This is a genomic window from Pelagibacterium lentulum (genome assembly GCF_003992625.1).
Taxonomy (GTDB): domain Bacteria; phylum Pseudomonadota; class Alphaproteobacteria; order Rhizobiales; family Devosiaceae; genus Pelagibacterium; species Pelagibacterium lentulum.
The window spans coordinates 42,049-64,060 of the sequence record NZ_RZMW01000004.1 but is presented as its reverse complement, the minus strand read 5'-3'; the positions used below and the strand labels follow the sequence as shown (position 1 = coordinate 64,060).

17 protein-coding genes, 2 tRNA genes and 1 pseudogene are annotated in these 22,012 nt (G+C 55.7%); 8 read left to right on the top strand and 12 right to left on the bottom strand.

Annotated elements, in window-relative coordinates:
• Positions 1-3: 3 nt before the first annotated feature.
• On the top strand, positions 4-705 hold the full coding sequence (locus tag EO133_RS01210) for an MgtC/SapB family protein (RefSeq protein ID WP_127070796.1): 702 nt from the start codon (positions 4-6) through the stop codon (positions 703-705).
• 350 nt (positions 706-1,055) lie between these two features.
• Here EO133_RS01210 and EO133_RS01205 read toward each other — a convergent pair whose 3' ends face one another.
• Entirely contained in the window at positions 1,056-1,373 is a 318-nt protein-coding gene (locus EO133_RS01205) for a VOC family protein (RefSeq protein WP_244640862.1), read from the bottom strand.
• 78 nt (positions 1,374-1,451) lie between these two features.
• Between EO133_RS01205 and EO133_RS01200 the strand changes: the two are divergent.
• Positions 1,452-2,146, top strand: a pseudogene (locus EO133_RS01200) (helix-turn-helix transcriptional regulator).
• 451 nt (positions 2,147-2,597) lie between these two features.
• Here EO133_RS01200 and EO133_RS01195 read toward each other — a convergent pair.
• The 6 genes from EO133_RS01195 to EO133_RS01170 form a co-directional block, all read right to left on the bottom strand.
• Positions 2,598-2,673: transfer RNA gene (locus tag EO133_RS01195), tRNA-Val, on the bottom strand.
• A 211-nt stretch (positions 2,674-2,884) separates the two neighbouring features.
• Entirely contained in the window at positions 2,885-3,157 is a 273-nt protein-coding gene (locus EO133_RS01190) for an HU family DNA-binding protein (protein ID WP_127070794.1), read from the bottom strand.
• A 318-nt stretch (positions 3,158-3,475) separates the two neighbouring features.
• Entirely contained in the window at positions 3,476-5,911 is a 2,436-nt protein-coding gene (gene lon / locus EO133_RS01185) for an endopeptidase La (RefSeq protein WP_127070792.1), read from the bottom strand.
• Positions 5,912-6,145: 234 nt separating this feature from the next.
• A complete protein-coding gene (locus EO133_RS01180) occupies positions 6,146-6,517 on the bottom strand; it encodes a hypothetical protein (RefSeq protein WP_127070790.1) in 372 nt (123 codons plus the stop codon).
• 147 nt (positions 6,518-6,664) lie between these two features.
• Positions 6,665-7,942 carry an ATP-dependent Clp protease ATP-binding subunit ClpX gene (gene clpX / locus EO133_RS01175; RefSeq protein ID WP_127070788.1) on the bottom strand — a complete coding sequence of 426 codons (1,278 nt, stop codon included), beginning with the start codon at positions 7,940-7,942 and terminating at the stop codon, positions 6,665-6,667.
• Between the two features lie 175 nt (positions 7,943-8,117).
• Complete coding sequence (locus EO133_RS01170; protein ID WP_127070786.1) at positions 8,118-8,747, bottom strand: ATP-dependent Clp protease proteolytic subunit; 630 nt, start codon at positions 8,745-8,747, stop codon at positions 8,118-8,120.
• 236 nt (positions 8,748-8,983) lie between these two features.
• Between EO133_RS01170 and EO133_RS01165 the strand changes: the two genes are divergently transcribed.
• The gene (locus EO133_RS01165) at positions 8,984-10,237 is read left to right on the top strand and encodes a cytochrome P450 (RefSeq protein WP_127070784.1); all 1,254 of its coding nucleotides are present in this window, start codon (positions 8,984-8,986) and stop codon (positions 10,235-10,237) included.
• 7 nt (positions 10,238-10,244) lie between these two features.
• Here EO133_RS01165 and EO133_RS01160 read toward each other — a convergent pair whose 3' ends face one another.
• The 3 genes from EO133_RS01160 to EO133_RS01150 form a co-directional block, all read right to left on the bottom strand.
• Positions 10,245-11,714, bottom strand: a complete 1,470-nt coding sequence (locus tag EO133_RS01160; protein WP_244640863.1) for an NAD(P)H-hydrate dehydratase — start codon at positions 11,712-11,714, stop codon at positions 10,245-10,247.
• Between the two features lie 101 nt (positions 11,715-11,815).
• Positions 11,816-13,204: a trigger factor gene (gene tig, locus EO133_RS01155; protein WP_127070782.1), complete on the bottom strand. Its 1,389-nt coding sequence runs from the start codon at positions 13,202-13,204 to the stop codon at positions 11,816-11,818.
• A 49-nt stretch (positions 13,205-13,253) separates the two neighbouring features.
• Positions 13,254-13,338: transfer RNA gene (locus EO133_RS01150), tRNA-Leu, on the bottom strand.
• Positions 13,339-13,664: 326 nt separating this feature from the next.
• Here EO133_RS01150 and EO133_RS01145 point away from each other — a divergent pair.
• A complete protein-coding gene (locus EO133_RS01145) occupies positions 13,665-14,003 on the top strand; it encodes a P-II family nitrogen regulator (protein WP_127070780.1) in 339 nt (112 codons plus the stop codon).
• 93 nt (positions 14,004-14,096) lie between these two features.
• On the top strand, positions 14,097-15,506 hold the full coding sequence (gene glnA / locus EO133_RS01140) for a type I glutamate--ammonia ligase (RefSeq protein ID WP_127070778.1): 1,410 nt from the start codon (positions 14,097-14,099) through the stop codon (positions 15,504-15,506).
• Positions 15,507-15,574: 68 nt separating this feature from the next.
• On the opposite strand, the gene EO133_RS01135 is transcribed toward glnA, so the two are convergent.
• Together EO133_RS01135 and EO133_RS20095 are read right to left on the bottom strand one after the other, a co-directional pair.
• Entirely contained in the window at positions 15,575-16,471 is an 897-nt protein-coding gene (locus EO133_RS01135; protein ID WP_127070777.1) for a sulfotransferase domain-containing protein, read from the bottom strand.
• 72 nt (positions 16,472-16,543) lie between these two features.
• Entirely contained in the window at positions 16,544-16,714 is a 171-nt protein-coding gene (locus tag EO133_RS20095; RefSeq protein ID WP_164734828.1) for a hypothetical protein, read from the bottom strand.
• A 284-nt stretch (positions 16,715-16,998) separates the two neighbouring features.
• Between EO133_RS20095 and parE the strand changes: the two genes are divergently transcribed.
• The 3 genes from parE to EO133_RS01120 all read left to right on the top strand — a co-directional run bounded on the left by parE (position 16,999) and on the right by EO133_RS01120 (position 21,996).
• Positions 16,999-19,017: a DNA topoisomerase IV subunit B gene (parE, locus tag EO133_RS01130; protein ID WP_127070775.1), complete on the top strand. Its 2,019-nt coding sequence runs from the start codon at positions 16,999-17,001 to the stop codon at positions 19,015-19,017.
• Between the two features lie 254 nt (positions 19,018-19,271).
• Positions 19,272-20,639, top strand: a complete 1,368-nt coding sequence (locus tag EO133_RS01125; RefSeq protein WP_127070816.1) for a DEAD/DEAH box helicase — start codon at positions 19,272-19,274, stop codon at positions 20,637-20,639.
• Positions 20,640-20,937: 298 nt separating this feature from the next.
• The gene (locus EO133_RS01120; RefSeq protein ID WP_127070773.1) at positions 20,938-21,996 is read left to right on the top strand and encodes a GGDEF domain-containing protein; all 1,059 of its coding nucleotides are present in this window, start codon (positions 20,938-20,940) and stop codon (positions 21,994-21,996) included.
• Positions 21,997-22,012: the final 16 nt, after the last annotated feature.

Here is a 22,012-nt window from a genome sequence, read left to right as displayed (position 1 = left end):
TTCATGCATTCCTTGCTCGACATGACAATCAACCTTTCCGCCGCCTTGCTGTTGGGCGGGCTGATCGGATTTGAAAGGCAATGGCGGCAGCGCCTGGCCGGATTGCGCACAAATACGTTGGTCTGTCTCGGCGCGGCAATATTCGTTGTCTTTGCTGGGCTGTTCGAGGACGAATTGAGCCCGACGCGTGTTGCTGCACAGGTTGTCTCCGGTATTGGTTTTCTCGGCGCAGGCGTGATCTTCAAGGAGGGGCTTAACGTTCGCGGCCTCAATACGGCTGCAACGCTGTGGTGCTCGGCAGCAATCGGAGTTCTGGCAGGTGCTGGCGCGATCTGGCACGCCGCGATCGCGACTGCGATGATCATCTTTGTCAATCTGCTGCTGCGGCCCCTGATTTTCCGTATCAACGCCCAGCCGCTGGCATCGAGCGAGTTAAGTGATGGCTTCAAGGTGGAGGTCGTATGCAAGTCGCCTCAGGAGGCCCATATCCGCGCTCTTCTGCTGCAGGGCCTTGCCAGTGAGTCATTGCACCTCCGGCAACTCGAAAGCATAAATATCGAGGATAGCGATCGGGTCGAAATTACCGCGGTTGTCGCGTCGGACGACAAAAAGCAAACCGCTGCAATCGAACAGATTGTAGGTCGTCTCAGTCTCGAACCCTCAGTCACAGGCGCGGGCTGGCGTAGCGAGGCGCTCGCCGAGTGAGTGGGTAACATCCAACGGGCACAGACAATGGCGTAAGCAAAACACCGATCCTGGGCTGCCATGGCCTTTTGGTCGACTCACGATGCCATTTTAGACGCTGAAGGATACGCGAGGATGCGCCAATTGCAGACGCCCCCTTACTCGGGAGCATCGCAACGATTATCAATGGATAGACTTCACGCCCAGATAACCCCGATCTCTTGGAAGGCGTGGCGCGGCAGGTCCCATCGGTAGCGCCCGACGCTATGAGGGCTGGTAGGCCACAGCGACGTCAAGCACCCAGGTTACGCCAAACTTGTCCCTGAGCATGCCATAAAGGGGCGACCAACCGGCCGGCGCCAGATCCTGGATCACGGTCGCGCCTTCGGACAGTTGTCCCAGTACCCGGAAATCTCATCTGCACTGTCACCGCGCACCGATACGAAGACAGGGATTTCGCCTGGGGCATAAGACAGGCGCGAAGGGACGTCATAGGCCATGATCGAAAAGCCTGCGTCGGAGGCGACCTGCCCCCACATGATCTGGTCGGCTTCATCGGGGTTCTGCACGGCACCAGCATCCTTGTAGGACACCAGCACTGGCTCACCGCCAAAGACGGAATGGTAGAAGTCCAGGGCGTCGCGCGCCTGATTGCGAAAGTTTAGGTGCGTGGTCGTCTTGATGGTCATTGCCTTTTCTCCATGTTGGCTTGCTTGACGCCTGGGCTTATAGAGTTGACCAACTGACAGTTTCCGGCAGTTTGAAGCATGGCCCGTTCCGACCGTCTCTTTCGTCTCCTGCAGGCCATGCGCGTCATGGCGCCTCCGATCACTGCGGCGCGCCTGGCCGAGGAAACGGAATTGTCCTTGCGGTCGCTGTACCGGGACATAGACAGCTTGCGCGCGGCAGGGGCCCGCATAGAGGGCGAGCGCGGCTACGGGTATCGGCTGGTTGAAGATTACGCGCTGCCGCCCCAAACCTTCGAGCGCACCGAGATCGAGGCCCTTGCCCTTGGGCTTGCCGAGGTCGGCAGCATGGGCGACCCTGCTCTTGCCAAGGCCGCCAAGTCAGCGTTGGCCAAGGTCGTCGCGATACTGCCTGACGATCGGGAGCAACAGCTGATCCATGCGATTTCGCAGACCTACCGTCCTGACGCGCGGATGCAGGTCGATGGGACGATTGACAGTGTTCGGCAAGCGTGCTGGCAGGAGGAGCTGTTGGAGATCACTTACACGGATAAAACCGGCGTGCTTGCCCACAGAACTATCCTGCCGCTTTGCCTTATGTACACGGACAAAAGCTCATCGTGCTTGCGTGGTGCAACATGCGGTACGCCTATCGGATGTTCGACATCACCCGGATCGCGCGGCCCATACTGACTGGGCGCAGCTTCAGACCGAGACGAGTCGCGATGCTGCGAGACTATCTTGCGCATCTGACCGCTCAAACCGGAAAGACATAATCCGATATACCGCTGCACCTATTCGCGCACATCGATAAGACGACTGTCCACGTTAAGGTCAACCGCCTCAGCTATGAAGGTCGCTTGGCCACTTTCCCCTCCAGCAAGCGACAGACCGTTTTACGATGCAATTCCTATCCACCGAAACAGGGGGCACCATCGCCATGTCCCAACTTGAAATTGCCAGTTCGTTCCCATCCGCAGCACAATCTCTTTCCAACAGGACGAATGTAGCAGGCGCGCGGCGATTGGCAGAGCCAATGGAGACAAAGCGCTAAGTCTGGCCGAAAGCTGACAGTCCCTATCCCACTCCATTGCTGCAATGGCGCACAGAACATCAACTTGGATTGTGGGTTGAAAATGCCGCTAACCGGCCGAGCGCAACCACTATTTGACTCCCGTGCGGTCAAAACCGAAAAATTCTTCACATATCGGGAGCTTAATAAGAGATTGGTGGGCGATGACAGACTCGAACTGCCGACATCCTCGGTGTAAACGAGGCGCTCTACCAACTGAGCTAATCGCCCGAACCTTGCATTGCCTTGCCGTCTGGCGTTGCAATCGTCTGTTCGCGGGGCACTGATTAGGCCGAATGCCCTGCCCCGTCAATAGGGCAAACGCGATGTTTGTGCATTTATCTGGGCTTGCCGGTCACACCCGGTATTTTGCCCCCGAAAACGGCAAGACCCCGAACATTTATTCGGGGCCAAACCATTCAAGACTGCTAAGAACCTGATATTAGTTCAGTGCGTCCTTGAGACCCTTGCCCGGCTTGAACTTGGGCTGGATGGATGCAGGAATATCGATTTCCGCACCAGTCGCAGGGTTGCGACCCTTGGTGGCCTTACGCTGTGCTGCAGCGAAAGTGCCGAAACCAACCAGACGCACTTCATCACCGTTCTTGAGCGATGCAGTGATGGCCTCAAACACTGCATCGACAGCCGCACCAGCCTGAGCTTTGGTGAGTTCGGCTTTTTCGGCAACTGCCGCGCTCAGATCATTTTTGTTCATAGCGTTTCCTCACTGTGAATTACCCACCCGCAATAGACAGGTCGGGCTGAAACGCGATTACCCTTTTACGATTCCGGGGCGAAATCAAGGAGAACTGCGGGAGTCCGGGCGTTTCAGCCAGTTATTGTCGCATTTTCCACTGCGAAATGGCCAATGGACTGCACTTCGCTACCCATTCCTAACCATAATCGTCCGGTTTTCCTGCTCTAAGGTTAGAAGACCCTGCTCCCACCAATCGTTGTGGTGTCCGATTCGCGCAAAAAAAAGCGGCACCCCATTGGGGTGCCGTCACAATTTCAGCAGGCGTTAAGTCCGCAATCAATGCGGTAAAACATTGCCCGTCTCTTCGCTTTCGTCCGAGCCTTTGCCAACTTTGGCGTTGGCTTCCTCGTCGAAATTCCACTCGATTGGCTCAAGCTTATCCACAAGGGCATGCTCAAGCACTTCTCCCATCCGTGAAACGGGCACGATTTCCAGCCCCTTCTTCACATTGTCAGGGATTTCCTTGAGGTCACGGACGTTTTCTTCCGGAATCAGAACCTTTTTGATCCCGCCCCGGAGCGCGGCCAGCAACTTTTCCTTGAGCCCGCCAATTGGCAATACCCGACCCCGCAGCGTGATCTCGCCTGTCATGGCGACATCGTGGCGCACCGGAATTCCGGTCATTACGGAAACGATGGACGTCGCCATCGCGATACCGGCTGAAGGGCCATCCTTGGGCGTTGCGCCTTCGGGCACATGCACGTGGATATCGCGCTTCTCAAACAGGGGCGGTTTGATTCCGTATTCGATTGCCCGCGCCCGCACATAGGTTGCCGCCGCCGAAATCGATTCCTTCATCACGTCCTTGAGATTGCCGGTCACGGTCATCTTGCCCTTGCCGGGGCTCATGATGCCTTCGATAGTCAACAATTCGCCGCCGACCGACGTCCACGCCAGACCCGTCACGACACCAACCTGCGGTTCGGCATCGATCTCGCCATAACGGAACCGCGGCGGACCAAGATATTCCTCAACCACTTCAGGTGTTACGGCAATCTTCTTTTTGCCGGTCAAAAGGATTTCCTTGACGGCCTTGCGCATCAGATTGGCAATCTCGCGCTTGAGGTTGCGCACACCGGCCTCGCGCGTATAGCGGCGCGTAAGGAGCATCAGGCTTTCGTCCGGCAACTCGAACTCGTCTTCACGCAGCCCGTGTTCCTTGAGGCTTTCCGGGATCAGGTGCCGGCGCGAGATTTCCCACTTCTCCTCATCGGTGTAACCCGAGAGGCGAATGATCTCCATGCGGTCAAGCAGAGGACCGGGAATATTGAGCGTATTGGCCGTGGTGACGAACATCACATCCGAAAGGTCGAAATCGACTTCGAGGTAATGATCCTGGAAGGTCGAATTCTGTTCCGGGTCGAGCACTTCGAGCAAAGCCGATGACGGATCGCCCCGGAAGTCCTGCCCCATCTTGTCGATTTCATCGAGCAGGAACAGTGGGTTGGCCTTCCCGGCCTTCTTGAGGGACTGGATCACCTTGCCCGGCATGGACCCGATATAGGTGCGCCGGTGACCGCGGATCTCCGCTTCGTCCCGCACCCCGCCAAGGCTCATGCGCACATATTCACGGCCTGTTGCCTTTGCAATCGAGCGTGCAAGCGAGGTCTTGCCGACGCCCGGAGGGCCGACAAGGCATAGGATCGGGCCTTTCAGCTTGCCTGTCCGGCTTTGCACAGCAAGATACTCGACAATCCGCTCCTTGACCTTTTCAAGCCCGTAGTGGTCGTTGTCGAGTACGCCTTCGGCGAACTTGAGATCCTTCTTGATCTTGGACTTCCTGCCCCATGGAAGGTTCAGCATCCAGTCGAGATAATTGCGCACGACTGTTGCTTCAGCCGACATTGGGCTCATCTGCTTGAGCTTTTTGACCTCGGCTTCGGCCTTCTGCCGTGCTTCCTTGGAAAGCTTGGCCTTTGCAATCCGGTCCTCGATCTCCTGAAGCTCGTTGGTGCCGTCTTCATTATCGCCCAACTCGCGCTGAATGGCCTTCATCTGCTCGTTGAGATAATATTCGCGCTGGGTCTTTTCCATCTGGCGCTTGACGCGGCTGCGGATACGCTTTTCGACCTGCAATACGCCAATTTCACCTTCCATCAGCCCCAGCACGCGCTCGAGCCGCCCGGTTATCGACGGGGTCGCCAGGATATCCTGCTTATCGCCGATCTTGACCGCCAGGTGGCTGGCAATCGTATCGGCCAGCTTGGAGTGGTCGTCAATCTGGTTGACGGCTGCCACGACTTCAGAGGAGATCTTCTTGTTGAGTTTGACGTAGTTTTCAAACTCGGTGACAGCCGAGCGGGCCAGCGCCTCGGCTTCCACAGCATCATGGCCTTCAACCTCAAGCGGCTCGGCCTGCGCCTCGAAATAATCGTCGGTCTGGACATATTTGTCGATCTTGGCGCGATGCAGACCTTCGACCAGCACCTTCACCGTTCCATCGGGCAATTTGAGCAATTGCAAAACCGATGCGATGGTGCCGATCTCGTAAATGGCATCGGGCGCAGGATCGTCTTCCTGCGCATTTTTTTGCGTTACGACAAGGATGTGCTTGTCTTCGCGCATGACTTCTTCAAGCGCCCGGACAGATTTTTCGCGGCCAACGAACAACGGTACGATCATGGAGGGAAACACCACGATGTCGCGCAGCGGCAGAACCGGATAAACCTTCTCCCGGTCGAATTCTGTTACAGGCGTTTCTTTGTCGGACATCGACTATCCTTTCATAAGTGCCGGAACAGGGGGGGAGGAGGGTCCGGCAACTCAGGTGGTCAGCGCACGCACTACGAACAAACGCATACAGACTCAGTACGCAATGCGGCGACTCTCGGTTTCATAAGATAGGGCATAAAAGTTACGCCACAAGCCGCATGGCGAATTTTTCCGGGCGTTTTGGCCCCTTGTACCGGGACAATTATGCACTATTGGCGGCGTAATACCCGCCGGTCAGTCAAATGCTGCAAGGCAAGCCTCAAGTTCAGGCTCAAATGCGGCTTCACCTTCAAGCGCCAGATCGAACGACGCATCGTCGAAAGCAACCCAGAGATCGTCGATCCGGTCTTGGTCCCAGCCCATCCGCCTCAGCGTGACGGCGATCTCATCATCGAGATCAAATGCCAGTGCGTCGAACCGATTGTAGCCTTCGCTGCCTTCTTCATAGGCATAGGAGTGTTCAAAGAAGATTGAACTGCACCAGATTTTCTCAATCAACTCCCCGTCAAGATCGCCGGCGAGTTTGGTGACGGGCTGAGCAATCGCTATACTGGTGAACAACAAAACCGCCGCAACCGTTGCACCCGATTTGCTCAAAACATTCATTTTGCCTCCTTGCATCCTGCGCGAATTTGCGTCCCTCGCGGGCTCAAACTAAAGCGATAGTCTATCTGAGCTTTTAAACGTGGCACAAAAAGAAAAAAGCCCGGAACTTCCGGGCTTTTAAACTGATAAGAACGGCAGAACTTTACGTCAAGCGCCCGATTTAATTTCTTCGGGCTGACGTTCCGCATAGATATAGAGCGGACGCACATCCTTGTTCTCGACCACTTCCTGACTGATCACGACCTCTTCGACACCTTCAAGCGACGGCAGGTCATACATCGTATCGAGCAGGATACCTTCAAGGATCGAGCGCAACCCGCGGGCACCGGTTTTCCGAGCGATTGCGAGCCTTGCAACTGCCTTCAGCGCATCCTCGTGGAAAGTCAATTCGACATTTTCCATCTCGAACAGACGTGCATACTGGCGCACCAGCGCGTTCTTGGGTTCGGATAGAATTCGCACGAGAGCGTCTTCATCGAGATCCTCAAGTGTCGCGATCACCGGCAAACGCCCGATAAACTCGGGAATGAGCCCAAAACGGACCATGTCGGCAGGCTCAACCTCGGCGAGAACATCGCCAACCCGACGATCTTCCGGATCCTTGACCTCGGCCATAAAGCCAATCGAGGTGCTTTCACCACGCGCAGCAATGACCTTTTCCAGCCCGGCAAACGCACCTCCACAGATGAACAGGATGTTGGTGGTATCAACCTGCAGGAACTCCTGCTGCGGGTGCTTGCGGCCCCCTTGCGGCGGCACGGACGCAACAGTGCCTTCCATGATCTTGAGCAACGCTTGCTGCACGCCTTCACCCGACACATCGCGGGTTATGGACGGATTGTCCGATTTGCGGGAAATCTTGTCCACTTCATCGATATAGACGATGCCGCGCTGGGCTTTTTCGACATTGTAGTCAGCAGACTGCAACAACTTGAGAATGATGTTTTCGACATCCTCACCGACATAACCCGCTTCCGTAAGCGTTGTCGCATCGGCCATTGTGAAAGGTACGTCAAGAATACGCGCCAGTGTTTGGGCCAAAAGCGTCTTGCCACAACCGGTCGGGCCGATCAGCAAAATATTGGACTTGGAAAGTTCCACATCCTGGTTCTTGGACGCATGGTGCAGGCGCTTGTAATGGTTATGCACAGCGACCGAAAGCACACGCTTTGCGCGCCGCTGCCCGATTACGTAATCGTCGAGCACTTTGCAAATGTCGGCAGGGCTGGGCACACCGTCCGAGGATTTGACCATCGAGGTCTTCGATTCCTCGCGGATGATGTCCATGCACAACTCCACGCATTCATCACAGATGAATACGGTTGGGCCTGCGATCAGTTTGCGGACTTCGTGTTGGGATTTCCCGCAGAACGAACAGTAAAGCGTGTTCTTTGAGGATTCTCCGCTCGAATTTTCCTTGGACATCTAGCAACTCCGAAAGCGCTTCTTGCGCTTGGTTCTTTTTGGCCGATTACAACGCTAGCCGACAACACATGAACAAACGGTAATCTGTTCTGACCATAATGGTCCTGCCGCTAACGTGCAATCGTCACAGGCGCACTTGTGAGCGCCTGTGGGATTCGTCAGGTTACCAGCCTTATCAGGCACCTGCCTCTGGTACAGACCGCTTGTCGTGAACGTGATCGATCAAGCCGAGCTCCTTGGCTTCCTCCGGGCTCAGGAAGCGGTCGCGCTCCAGAAGGTCCTCAATCTCATCATATGTGCGCCCCGTGTGCTTCACATAGATTTCATTGAGACGCCGCTTGAGGCTTTCGGCCTCCCGCGCATGAATCAGGATATCGGTAACTTGCCCTTGATAGCCGCCGGAAGGCTGGTGGACCATTACGCGCGCATTGGGAAGACACCCGCGCATATCCTTATCGCCTGCGGTCAGCAGCAGCGACCCCATTGACGCCGCCTGCCCCATGCACAAGGTCTGCACCTTGGGACGGATGAACTGCATCGTGTCATAGATCGAAAGCCCTGCCGTAACCACGCCACCAGGCGAGTTGATATACATGGCAATTTCCTTCTTCGGATTCTCCGCCTCAAGAAACAGCAACTGGGCGACAATCACGCTCGCCATGTTGTCTTCGACCACACCGGTGACGAAAATGATGCGTTCACGCAAAAGACGCGAGTAAATGTCGAACGCACGCTCACCGCGGTTGGATTGCTCCACCACCATAGGCACAAGCGTGTTCATATAAAGATCGACGGGATCTCTCATTGGCAAATATCTCCCTCGGGGAAACGAATCAGAATTTTATACTCGCGCCGATAGCAGGCGATTAGGACTTAATGGATCGTAAAGCTCACATAGGCTTGGCCGTGTTCCTGTTCAATAGCAAGCCAGAGAGTGTCCCAATTATGGCAGATGCTTAATGCATAAAATGCGAGGGGTCCTCCTGTTTGCTTTGATAAAGTTTGAGGATAGACTGGCTTCGAACATATGGAAAAACACCCATGCTCGAGCCCGGCGCTGCTCCATTCACCATTTCATCCGACCCCATAAGCGCGCGTTGCGACCCTCGGGAGCCGGAATTTTTCCGTGATCCATATCGGTTTTACATCGAGCTTCACCGACAAAAAGCCTCGCCATTCCAATGGGATGATTATGGCCACTGGTGCTTTTCCAGTTTTGACGATGTAAGCGCGCTATTGCGCGACAAGCGCTTCGGTCGCCAGATACTTCACGTCGCGGCCCGTGAGGAGTTGGGGTTGCCCGAGCCCCTGCCCCACACGCTCAATTTCGATGCAGCCGAGCGGTATTCACTGCTGTCAATCGAACCGCCCGAACACACCAGATTACGTATGCTGGTCAACCGCGCTTTCGTGTCGCGGCAAGTCGAACGGCTCCGCCCCCGAATCGAAGCGTTGACGCACGAAGTGATTGATTCTTTCGAGAGCGATGGTGGAACCGAACTCATCGAGAATTTCGCAGCGCCGATTCCGGTCATCGTAATCGCAGAGATGCTCGGAGTTCCGCGCGAGATGTGCGATCGGTTGCTCGACTGGTCCCATCGCATGGTGGCAATGTATATGTTCGGGCGCACTTATGAGACCGAACGCGATGCGGACAACGCGGCTCTGGAGTTCTCCGAGTATCTGATTTCCCTCGCCAATGAACGCCGCAACGACCTTCGCGACGATCTGATTTCTCATATGCTTTCGACCGAGGCCAATGGCGAGAGACTTTCCGAAGCCGAATTGGTTTCGACCGCTATCCTGTTGCTCAATGCTGGCCATGAAGCCACGGTTCATCAGACCGGCAATGCGATAAAATCCATCCTGGAAAGCGGCTTTGATCCACGCTCGCTGTTTTCGTCAGACGAGCAGACTGCTGCAACCGTCGAGGAAGCTTTGCGCTTTGACGCGCCGCTGCACATGTTTACCCGATATGCCCTGGAAGACATTGAATATAAGGGAATTTCACTTAAAAAGGGCGATACGATCGGGCTGATGCTTGGAGCGGCAAACCGCGACCCGGCGCGCTTCGCCAACCCCAATACCTTCGATCCCTTCCGCAGCGATGGCGCCAATGTCAGCTTTGGTGCCGGCATCCACTTCTGTATCGGCGCGCCACTGGCACGGCTCGAAATGCAGATTGCCCTCAAAATATTGTTCGAGCGCTTGCCCAGCCTGCGGATTGCTGCCGAGCCGCAATATAAAGATGTCTATCACTTCCACGGCATCGATAAACTGATGGTGGCCTGGTAACGGCAGATCAGATCGACAATTCAAAAAGAATATCGGGAAGAATGCCGGGCAGATCATCGGCAATCAGTCCCGGCTTTCCATAGCGCCGCCCGGCCAGCCCATGAATATAAGCTGCGGCACATGCACCATCGAAAGCGTTCATTCCCTGCGCCATGAGGCCCCCGATCATGCCCGCCAGAACGTCCCCCGATCCGGCGGTGGCCAGATTGGGACTCCCTGAACCATTTATCGCCACATAGCCATCCGGTCGCGCAATCACGGTATCCGCGCCCTTGTAAAGAACGACAGCCCCCGACCTTTTCGCAGCTGCTTGTGCCCTGTCCAGCTTGCAGCCAGCGATTTCCCCAAACAGCCGGGAGAACTCTCCGTGATGTGGCGTAAGAACGACGTTGGGATTTTTTCTAGCCTTTATCGCGGCGAACAGCGCATCAGGTTCTTGCGCAAACGTGGAGATGGCATCGGCATCAAGAACAATGCTTGCCTCGCTCGCTAACGCCTCGAGCACCAGTTGGCGCGTATCCTCGCTGACCCCCGCAGCCGGGCCAATAACGATAGCGTTGATCTTCCGCCGGTCGAGGAGCGGTCGCAGGTCGTCTGGCCGATCGCATTCGGCAAGCATGATAGCGGTAAGGTGCGCCGCATGAACCAAAAGCGCATCCCGTGCCCCGCCAAGCGTTACCAGGCCCGCGCCGATCCGCGCGGCGCCAAGTGCAGAAAGACGGGCGGCACCGGTATGGAGCGCGTCACCTGAGATAACAAGGCAATGTCCGGACGAAAACTTGTGATCATCGACCCGGCGCCGCGGCAACGTCCACAGGAGCCGCTCATTCTCAAACGCGAGCGGCTCGATTTCATCGATCACCGCGTCCGGTATCCCTATATCAGCGAGCAATACCTTGCCACATAGCGCTGCACCGGGCTGAAGCAGATGGCCGGGCTTGCAACGGAAGAAGGTGACCGTAAAGGCCGCTTCCATGGCAACGCCGCGAATCTGCCCCGTCGCTCCATCCACCCCGCTGGGCACGTCAATCGCGACAATCTCCGCTGCACTATTGTTCGCTGCCCGCACGATTTCGGCCGCGAGCCCATCCACATCGCGGGAAAGCCCTGCCCCGAACAGTCCATCAACGATCACACCGAAATCCATGCAAATTTCGGGTCTTGCCTGTTCGATCGGTCCCGTCCAGCGGCGAGCAACAAGCGCCGCGTCGCCTTTGAGGTCGGCTTTCTCGCCCAATAGCGCCACACGCACCGGCCAGCCGCGCTCTTCGAGCAGGCGCGCCGCAACAAAGCCGTCTCCTCCATTGTTGCCGGGTCCGCATAACACCAGAACCGGCTGCAAAGGCAAATGGCTGACGACCTCAAAAGCAATTGCCTGCCCGGCATTTTCCATGAGCGTAAGCGAAGGCACACCCGATGCAACGGCGAGTTGATCGGCTCTGGCCATTTCCCTCGGGGTCAGCAGTTCCTGCACCATGAACTCCAATATGCACGCAACATGTAGGCTATGAAACGAAAAAGGCCCCGCATGCGTTGCGGGGCCTTCGGATCATTTTATGCCGTTATGGCAATTTCAGGTCAGTGAGCGTGATCGCTGTCGATGTCGAAGCCTTCTTCGCCTTCACGAACCAGCTTGACCAACTCTTCCCGGCTAACCTTCTTTTCAGAGACCTTTGCCAGTTCGGTTACAAAGTCGATGACCTTGTTTTCAAAAATCGGAGCGCGCAGTCCGGCAAGAGCCTGCGGGTTCTTGCGGTAATAGTCGTAAACCTGCTGCTCCTGGCCCTGGAAGCGGCGAACTTCATTAATCAGGGCCTGCTGGTGCTCTTCATCGGTTACCTGAATATCATTGACGTTGCCGATTTCGGCAACGACCAGGCCGAGGCGAACGCGGCGCTCAGCGATTTTCTGGTAGTCTTCACGCGCTTTTTCTTCGGTCGTGCCTTCGGACTCAAAGGTTTTACCGTGATGCTCGACCTCGTGCTTCACACGATTCCAGATCGCATTGAACTCGGCCTCAACCAGCTTTTCGGGCACGTCGAACTTATGACCGTCATCGAGTGCATCGAGCACCAAACGCTTCATGCGCTGCTTGGTCAAACCGGACAGTTGTGCTTCGATCTGATCCCGGATCGCCTTCTTGAGTGCCGCGAGGTCTTCCAGACCGAGCGTCTTGGCAAATTCATCATCGAGCTTCACATCGGCTTTTGGACCGTCGACATGCAGAACATTGACGTCGAACGTGGCTTCTTTCCCTGCCAGTTCGGCATTCTGATAGTCTTCAGGGAAGGTCACGGTGATCGTCTTTTCGCCGCCCTTCTTGAGACCGATAAGCTGCTCTTCAAATCCAGGGATGAACTGGCCTGAGCCAACGATCAGATGAGCGTGGTCCGACTTGCCGCCTTCAAACTCTTCGCCATCGATCTTGCCAACAAACGACAGACCGAGACGATCGCCATCTTCAACAACGGCGTCATCGCCCTTGTCCTCGTAGCCGCGATTGTTTTTAAAGAACGAGTCAACTTCCTTATCGACTTCTTCATCGGTCACTTCAACGACCGGCTTTTCGATGGCGATCTTCTTGAAATCCATCAAAGTGACCGGCGGAAGCACCTCATAGCTAACCGAAAATGCCAGATCGGCTTCGCCATCGAGAACCTTGTTGATAACGGCCTGATCTTCGGCCAGATCGATCTCGGGCTGGGTTGCAGCCTTTTCCGAGCGCTCTTCAAGAGTCTTGCTGACCGTATCGTTGATCGAGTCCTGCAGCACTTCGCTCATCAGCGAACGGCCATAGACCTTCTTGATATGCGACGCCGGCACTTTGCCTGGCCGAAAGCCTTTAAGCTGAACCTTGCCCCGAACCTCGTCGAGCTTCGTGTCGAGCCGCGTGGCCAAATCCGTCGCCGGGATGGTCACATCGAGCTTGCGGCGCAGCCCTTCGTTCAGAGTTTCAGTCACATTCATTTGCGTACGATCCCGTAACATTGTTCAGTTTTCATGGTGCACCGGAAAGTGGTGCGGGTGAGAGGAGTCGAACCTCCACGCCTTGCGGCGCTGGAACCTAAATCCAGTGCGTCTGCCAGTTCCGCCACACCCGCACATCGACGACCGGCGCCGAGTTGGAAGGCGGTCTAGCCCAAGTTTTCCAGCCAGTCAAAGCCTGTTTGTCCATTTGTGAACCAATCGCCCCCCAAAACGACCGATTTCACCCCATTATATAAAGTAGCGAACGGCTCGCCAATACTTGCGCAAGAAGTGGGCAGGATGCACAATATTTGCGCAACGGCTTCGGCGCACGGTGATCACCCTGTTGGCACTCGATCCGATAACCGACTGAAAATAATTGAGAATCCGGAAAAATATCGGAGTGGCACAGCATATGCATTGTTGCGGCCAACCGGCCCGAACAAGAGGAGACGTGGACATGAAAAAGATTGAGGCAATCGTAAAGCCGTTCAAACTTGACGAGGTCAAGGAAGCGCTCCAGGAAGTTGGCTTGCAGGGCATCACAGTTACTGAAGCCAAGGGGTTCGGCCGGCAAAAAGGTCACACGGAGCTTTATCGTGGTGCAGAATATGTGGTTGATTTTCTGCCCAAGGTGAAGGTCGAGGTGGTCGTGCCAGATCAACTTGCCGACAAGGCCATCGAAGCCATCCGCAACGCTGCGCAAACCGGGCGCATCGGCGATGGCAAGATTTTTGTCACCACGGTTGAGCAGGCAATCCGCATACGCACCGGCGAAAGCGGAGACGACGCGCTTTAATCAGGCGCGTGCATCGAAACGTCCCGGCTTTCCGCCTCCCGGAACTCCGGGCCAGCAAACATAATCACTCACATCAATACTGGGGAACCCATTATGAGTTCAGCAAGCGACCTGCTTACCAAAATCAAGGACGAAGGCATCAAATACGTTGATCTGCGCTTTACCGATATTCGCGGCAAGCTGCAGCACGTAACCATGGATGCATCCGCAGTCGACGCCGACATGTTCGAAGAAGGCGTTATGTTCGACGGCTCGTCGGTCGCCGGCTGGAAGGCCATCAACGAGTCCGATATGGTGCTCATGCCCGACACCGCATCGGCTTATGTCGATCCTTTCTTCTCGGCTCCGACCCTTGCTGTGAACTGCGACATTCTCGAACCCGCCACCTACCAGCCCTACAATCGCGACCCGCGTTCGATCGCAAAGAAGGCCGAGGCTTTCGTAGCGACCTCCGGCATTGGCGATGCGGTCGTGTTCGGTCCTGAGCCTGAATTTTTCATGTTCGACGACGTTCGTTATTCGACTTCAACCTACAAGGTTGGCTTTGAAGTTGACTCCGGTGAACTGATGTCCAATTCGGACACCGAGTATGAAGGCGGCAACAGCGGCCATCACATCGGCATCAAGAAGGGCTATTTCCCTGTTCCTCCGCTCGACAGCGCTCAGGACATCCGCGGCGAAATGCTCGAAGCCATGGCAAGCATGGGCGTGGTGGTCGAAAAGCATCACCACGAAGTTGCTTCCGCCCAGCACGAACTCGGCATCAAGTTCGCGCCGATGATCACGGCAGCAGATCACGTTCTTATCTATAAGTATGCCGTTCATCAGGTCGCTCAGGCCTATGGCAAGACCGCAACCTTCATGCCGAAGCCAGTCTATGGCGACAACGGTTCGGGCATGCACTGCCACCAGTCGATCTGGAAAGATGGCAAGCCTCTGTTTGCTGGCGACGAATATGCCGGCCTGTCCACAGAATGCCTTTACTACATCGGCGGCGTAATCAAGCACGCCAAGGCTATCAACGCCTTCACCAACCCGTCGACCAACTCTTACAAGCGGCTTGTCCCAGGCTTTGAAGCTCCGGTCCTGCTGGCCTACTCGGCACGCAACCGCTCCGCTTCATGCCGTATTCCGTTTGGCCAGAGCCCCAAGGCAAAGCGTGTGGAAGTCCGCTTCCCCGATCCGATGGCAAATCCCTACCTTGCCTTCGCCGCTCTGCTGATGGCTGGCCTCGACGGCATCAAGAACAAGATTCACCCTGGCGATGCCATGGACAAGGATCTTTACGAACTGCCCAAGGAAGAACTCAAGGAAATCCCGACAGTTTGTGGCTCGCTGCGTGAAGCGCTCGACAGCCTCGATGCCGACCGCGACTTCCTCAAGGCTGGCGGCGTGATGGACGATGACTTCATCGATGCCTACATCGAACTCAAGATGCAGGAAGTCATCCGGTTCGAGCACACCCCGCATCCGGTCGAATACGAAATGTATTACTCGGCCTGATCCTTGCGGTCTGATACGAAAAGGGGGCCTATCAGGCCCCCTTTTTTGCGTCCAAATTCAAGAACGCCCTAAGAAAGCATTGCATCGCCCGTATGGCGGGACGAAAGAGCCAGGGCCACATCGCGCTCTATACCAGCATATTCGAGTGCTTTTTTGTCGAGATAGCCATGCCGGTCCATCTCGACGGCATGGACTTCGATAATTGCGCGAGCCTCGTGCGGCTGAAGGAAAGCTGTATAGTCCCGACCGTCATCCTTTGGCCCTTCAATAGCGCGCTGAGACAACATGACGTTGCGCAGTGGACGGACCGCCTCGGGATCGATCTCCAACCGCATGTGAGCCGCAATCTTTTCAAAAGCACGCACCGGATCGGTCGAAATATCTTCAAAACGCAGTACGAGAACTGCGGCGTCTTTCCGCTGCGTCCAGCTTCGTACATTCTGGCTCCATGACCCCTGCGGCTCGATAACCGTTGCGGCACCAGGACTGATGCGCCAATTGCGCGTCATAAGCATTTCGACGACCTTCATGGGCGCCATACCCAGTTCGCGCACAAAACTTGCAGCAACATCCAGCGGATTGCGCACGATATAAGTCGCGCCTCGTGTAACTTCGGGATTGATTGTCGGATTGTCGTAAAAGTCGCCGCGCACAGCCTGCGTGCGCACGATTGGCAGACCCGGAAACTCAGTGGCCAGAAGATGATGCACTTTCGGCCGCGCCGCAGCGATCTGCTGCTCGGATAGCGTATCGGCCGGCTGGCCAGTCACCATCTGATAATAGCTGGCTTTGGCGTCCCACGGCATGGCGATATCGGCATCCGCGATATTGATTTCGCTTGGTGGATTTTTCTGGTGCATCTGCCAGAGCAAAAACACGACCCGGCGCGCCCAATTGCTGCCCGACAACGGGAAAGATGCGAGGAAATAAAGCGGACGGATAGGTTTGGCTTCAGTGCTGGACAAGAGGGTGCTCCTGGACGATAGAGGAGCACTTACTAGCCGCTTGCATACATTGCGCGCAACCGGAGCAACGCGCTAAATCAGGAAAAATGCTAATGTCAGCGCAGAAAACACGCCGAAGCGCGGAACAGAAAGATGGGCAAGCCGGTACGCAATACTTTTAAACCCGGCTCGCATCCACCCGATGGCAACAAGCAAAATGATGGCAATTCGATAAGATCGCCCAAGCCCAGATTGCTCGCTCATACGGCAACTCCAAACACATGACCGTATGTGATTAGAATTAACAGGGTGGACTTAAAAAAGTGCTGATGAATGGCAAACCATCGGTAAATATCGCGCCATAGAGCAGGCACTGATCTGTGCCATCTTGGGAGCGACCTTGACCCCGCTCGTGCGAACGGGGCCGAGCGAAGGCATTAAAAATCTTGTGAAGCCCTGAATTCTGTGGTGTTTGCAGCACCTCAACCCACCATATGCTAAACAAAACTAACGAACGTGATTCGCGGACCGGACCAACGAAACAGTCAATGGCAGATAACAACGATCTTTTCGGCACCACATCAGTAGCTCCCTTGGCACCAGCGGTAGAAAAGCCGCTGTCCAAGCCGCCAGTCTCGGGGAATGGCGAAAGCTATTCGGCTGCCGATATTGAGGTGCTCGAAGGCCTTGAACCCGTTCGCCGGCGCCCTGGCATGTATATCGGCGGCACGGACACCAATGCGCTCCATCACCTGTTTGCTGAAGTCATCGACAACTCGATGGATGAAGCTATTGCTGGCCACGCGACGCGCATCGAGGTGCATCTGGATTCCGAGGGCTATCTGACTGTAACTGACAATGGTCGCGGCATTCCGGTCGACAGCCATCCGAAGCTGCCGCATTTGTCGGCACTCGAAGTAATCATGACTACGCTCCATGCAGGCGGCAAGTTCGATTCCAAGGCCTATGAAACTTCCGGCGGGCTTCACGGCGTCGGCGTATCGGTCGTTAACGCGCTTTCCGACGATCTTGTCGTTGAGGTCGCCCGCGAACAGACGCTATATCGCCAGACCTACTCGCGCGGTAAGGCAACATCCACGCTTGAACCGATGGGCCGGGTGAACAACCGGCGCGGGACCACGATAAAATTCCACCCCGACCCTCAGATCTTCGGCCCCAGCGCCAAATTCCTGCCAGATCGGGCTTTCCGCATGACCCGCGCCAAGGCCTATCTGTTTGGCGGTGTGGAAATACGTTGGTCCTGCGATGAAGGCCTTGCGTCCGACGATGTGCCTACAAAGGCGGTCTTTCATTTCCCTGGCGGATTGCGCGATTTCATTGCCCGCCGCATTGAAGGCAAGACCCGTATAATCGACGATGTGTTTTCCGGTCGCGCTGGCAAACCTGGCGGCCATGGCGCCGTGGAATGGGCGGTGTCCTGGTATATCGGCGACAGCTTCACGTCTTCATATTGCAACACGGTTCCAACACAGGACGGAGGAACCCACGAAGCGGGCCTGCGCACCGCCCTGCTCCGCGGACTGAAAAATTATGCGGAAATGACCGGCAACAAGCGGGCTTCGGTCTTAACCTCGGAAGACGTTCTCGGCCATTGCGGCGCCATGCTTTCGGTTTTCATTCGCGAGCCTGAATTTGTGGGGCAGACCAAGGACAAACTGGCATCTGGCGAAGCCACCCGCATTGTCGATAACGCTATCCGCGATGCTTTCGATCATTGGCTGACCACCTCGCCCAATCAGGCCAACAAGCTGCTGGACTGGACAATCGAGCGCGCCGAGGACCGTCTGCGTCGGCGGAAGGAAAAGGAAATCGACCGCAAATCGGCAACCCGCAAGCTGCGCCTTCCGGGCAAACTCGCCGATTGCAGTCAGTCTGCAGCGCAGGGCGCCGAATTGTTCATCGTGGAAGGCGATAGCGCGGGCGGAAGTGCCAAGCAGGCGCGCAATCGTACCTCTCAAGCCGTGCTCCCGCTTCGCGGCAAGATTCTTAACGTAGCCGGCGCCAGTCGCGACAAGGTCGCTGCCAATCAGACCATTTCGGATCTGTTGCAGGCCCTTGGTTGCGGAACACGGGATCGCTACAGGGAAGAGGATTTGCGTTATGATAAGATCATTATCATGACCGACGCCGACGTGGACGGAGCCCATATCGCAACACTGCTCATGACCTTTTTCTATCAGGAACTGCCTGCTCTGATTGACGGTGGCCACCTTTATCTCGCCTTGCCCCCGCTTTATCGGCTGTCGCAAGGCGCGAAAACAGCTTACGCGATGGATGATCGACATAAGGATCAGCTCATGCAGACCGAATTCAACGGTCGTGGCAAAGTCGACGTGACACGGTTCAAAGGCTTGGGCGAAATGCCCCATGCCCACTTGAAAGAAACGACAATGAACCCCAAATCACGGACACTGCTACAGGTGCGCGTGGTTCAAGACAAGGCCGACACCACCGACACCGTTGACCGGCTGATGGGTAATAAACCCGAGGCCCGCTTCGAGTTTATCTCAAACAAGGCAGCGTTCGTAACCGACGTGGACGTTTGATTTCACGCGATTGTTAAGCTTTATGGCCAAATTGCGTTGACTTGACGCAGTGCTACGCTATGGTCCGGCGCGTCAGAGGCCGCAATTGTCTGGAAATTGCAAATATTGGTCTGCTTTTTCCAGGCACGTCGCATCACAGGAATAGTATTGTTTACCGTGATCGACAACCGATCCGCACACTGGTGCCGGCAACGGCCCCAACCCTTTTTAAATGCCACCCTGGCAATTACAACTATTGGACGCCCGATTTGACAGTGCAGTTTTCCGATCTTGGTCTTGGCGATAAGGTAACAGAGGCAGTCACCGCCGCCGGTTACACCACGCCGACAGATATTCAGGCGCAGGCAATACCGCATGTCCTCGATAAGAAGGACCTGATCGGCATTGCCCAGACCGGCACGGGCAAGACCGCTTCCTTCGTACTGCCAATGCTCACACTTCTCGAGAAGGGCCGCGCGCGCGCGCGCATGCCGCGCACGCTCATTCTTGAACCCACGCGCGAGCTTGCAGCTCAGGTTCATGAGAATTTCGAGAAATACGGCAAAAATCATCGCCTCACCGTCGCCCTCCTTATAGGCGGCGTTTCTTTTGAAGAGCAGAACAAGAAACTTGATCGCGGCGCCGATGTACTGATTGCAACTCCGGGCCGCCTGCTCGATCATTTCGAGCGCGGCAGGCTGCTTCTGACCGGCGTGGATATTCTGGTTATCGATGAAGCCGACCGCATGCTGGACATGGGCTTCATTCCCGACATCGAGCGTATCTGCAGTCTGCTCCCTACCCGTCGTCAGACGTTGTTTTTCTCGGCGACGATGCCACCGGAAATTCAAAAACTCACGCAACGCTTCCTTCGTGACCCGGTGCGCCTCGAAGTTGCGCGTCAGAACTCGACCAACGAGAATATCGATCAGAAGCTGCTCAGGGTCGGTGCCACTCCCAAGGACAAGCGCGCAGCTCTGCGCGATCAGATCCGCGCCGCCAAGGACCTCAAGAACGCTATCATCTTCTGTAACCGCAAACGCGACGTTGCAACGGTTGCCCGCTCACTTGAGCGACATGGGTTTGACGCCGGCGCACTGCACGGCGACATGGACCAAAAAAGTCGCACGGATACGCTTGATGGGTTCCGGGCCGGAAAGTTGGCAATTCTTGTGGCCTCCGATGTCGCGGCCCGTGGCCTGGACATTCCGGCGGTCAGCCACGTCTTTAACTTCGATATTCCAACCCATGCAGAAGACTATGTTCATCGTATCGGACGCACCGGCCGCGCCGGCCGTTCTGGCTCCGCGATCACGCTCGTAGGCAAAGGCGAGAACAAATATGTTGAGGCCATTACCAAGCTGATCCAACGCGATATCGAATGGTTGGAAAGCGCAACTCCAGCAACACAAGAAAAGCCGGAAGAAGCGGTCGAAAAGGTCGAACGCAGGCCACGTAGCTCAAAACCGAGGCGCGAGAAGGCCGAACGCCAGCCGCAAGCCGAATCAAAACCGGTAAAAGAAGCGCGTTCCCAGCGGACAGAACGAAATAAACATCGCGATAATGATGACGGGCCAACTACTTTTGAAACAGCTGGCCATATCCCCGCATTTTTGCTCCGCCCGGCACGCAGTTCGGCCTGACCTTCGATCATCAAACGAAAAGCACATAAAAATCAAAGGAATAGCGCAGATTTACATATCCGCGCTATTCTAATTATAGCTTATGTTGCTCATGCAAGATTGCAAAAACTTATCATCATGCAATCGAATACATGAGAGTTGCGTGAGCAATTGTTTACTTGGGCCTAAATTGTCCTAGACACTAGGGTCCTAGCGCATTAGCACTGCACAAATACCTGTTCGAGGGGATGCGGCTTGACCGGCAACGGCGCCGGGCACGGCATACCTTTTGTTTAACATCGATGATGGCTGGCGTGTCGTGACGAATTTGGACTTTGAAAGAGCTTCCGGATTTGCGAATGCTGCATTCGCGTTACTTAAGCGCACGCAGATCCCCCCCTTTCCCGTCTATTTCGAGCTGTTCTATACCTATGCAACAGGCGCAAATGAGCAGCTCAACGCCGACGTAAATGACTTGTTGAGCCGTGGCGGCCCAATTCCGATCGAGGATGCGTCGCTGCTTTGCGAGAAATATCTCGACATCAAGGACATGGACGCAAAACTGCGGGAAATGTCGGCGGTCATGGTGCGCAAGATCGATAATGTTAACGATGCTATTGGCAATGCCATGGTCACGGCCAATTCCTATTCCGGCTCACTGCAACAGGCAAGTGGCGACCTTGCTGGCGGAATTGATGAAGACGCGCTCAAGCTTCTTTCCTCGCGGCTGCTGAAAGAAACCCGCCGCATGCAGGATATGAACCGGCGCCTTGAAATGGAGCTGGAGAGTTCCAAGGATGATATTTCGCTGCTTCAGCGCGACCTCGATGAAGTACGAAAGCAAACAGTGCTCGATCCGCTTACGCGCATACCCAACCGCAAGGGCCTTGACGAGCAACTTGCCATCGAAGTGACGCAGGCCGAAAGCTCTGGTCTGCCGCTATCGCTGCTTGTGCTCGATATCGACCACTTCAAGGCTTTTAACGATACTTATGGCCATTTGACAGGCGATCAGGTGCTGCGTCTTGTTGCGCAGGTCCTCAAGGCCAACCTGCGCAGTCGCGACATGCCGGCGCGTTTTGGTGGCGAGGAATTTGTAGCTATTCTGCCTGAGACCGATATCAACGTAGCCATAAGCATTGCCGAACGTATCCGCCAGGCCGTTCAGTCCAAGGAACTGCTCAAGCGGTCGACCAATGAAAAGCTGGGGCGCATTACGCTTTCGGTCGGCGTTGCCCAATTCCAGCAGGGCGATACGCCAGTCAAACTCATGGATCGGGCCGACAAATCGCTTTATGCAGCCAAGTCATCGGGCCGCAATCAGGTCGTCTCCCAAAACGATTTGACTGACACTCCAGGATCGATTGGCGTCGCCTGAATATAGCGGCCTGTCG

Coding starts and splice junctions, on each gene's coding strand:
- EO133_RS01205 (WP_244640862.1), bottom strand. CDS start 1,373: ATGACCATCAAGACGACCACGCACCTAAACTTTCGCAATCAGGCGCGC.
- EO133_RS01180 (WP_127070790.1), bottom strand. CDS start 6,517: ATGAATGTTTTGAGCAAATCGGGTGCAACGGTTGCGGCGGTTTTGTTG.
- EO133_RS01170 (WP_127070786.1), bottom strand. CDS start 8,747: ATGAGAGATCCCGTCGATCTTTATATGAACACGCTTGTGCCTATGGTG.
- tig (WP_127070782.1), bottom strand. CDS start 13,204: ATGAATGTGACTGAAACTCTGAACGAAGGGCTGCGCCGCAAGCTCGAT.
- glnA (WP_127070778.1), top strand. CDS start 14,097: ATGAGTTCAGCAAGCGACCTGCTTACCAAAATCAAGGACGAAGGCATC.
- lon (WP_127070792.1), bottom strand. CDS start 5,911: ATGTCCGACAAAGAAACGCCTGTAACAGAATTCGACCGGGAGAAGGTT.
- EO133_RS20095 (WP_164734828.1), bottom strand. CDS start 16,714: ATGAGCGAGCAATCTGGGCTTGGGCGATCTTATCGAATTGCCATCATT.
- parE (WP_127070775.1), top strand. CDS start 16,999: ATGGCAGATAACAACGATCTTTTCGGCACCACATCAGTAGCTCCCTTG.
- clpX (WP_127070788.1), bottom strand. CDS start 7,942: ATGTCCAAGGAAAATTCGAGCGGAGAATCCTCAAAGAACACGCTTTAC.
- EO133_RS01160 (WP_244640863.1), bottom strand. CDS start 11,714: ATGGTGCAGGAACTGCTGACCCCGAGGGAAATGGCCAGAGCCGATCAA.
- EO133_RS01190 (WP_127070794.1), bottom strand. CDS start 3,157: ATGAACAAAAATGATCTGAGCGCGGCAGTTGCCGAAAAAGCCGAACTC.
- EO133_RS01210 (WP_127070796.1), top strand. CDS start 4: ATGCATTCCTTGCTCGACATGACAATCAACCTTTCCGCCGCCTTGCTG.
- EO133_RS01165 (WP_127070784.1), top strand. CDS start 8,984: ATGCTCGAGCCCGGCGCTGCTCCATTCACCATTTCATCCGACCCCATA.
- EO133_RS01145 (WP_127070780.1), top strand. CDS start 13,665: ATGAAAAAGATTGAGGCAATCGTAAAGCCGTTCAAACTTGACGAGGTC.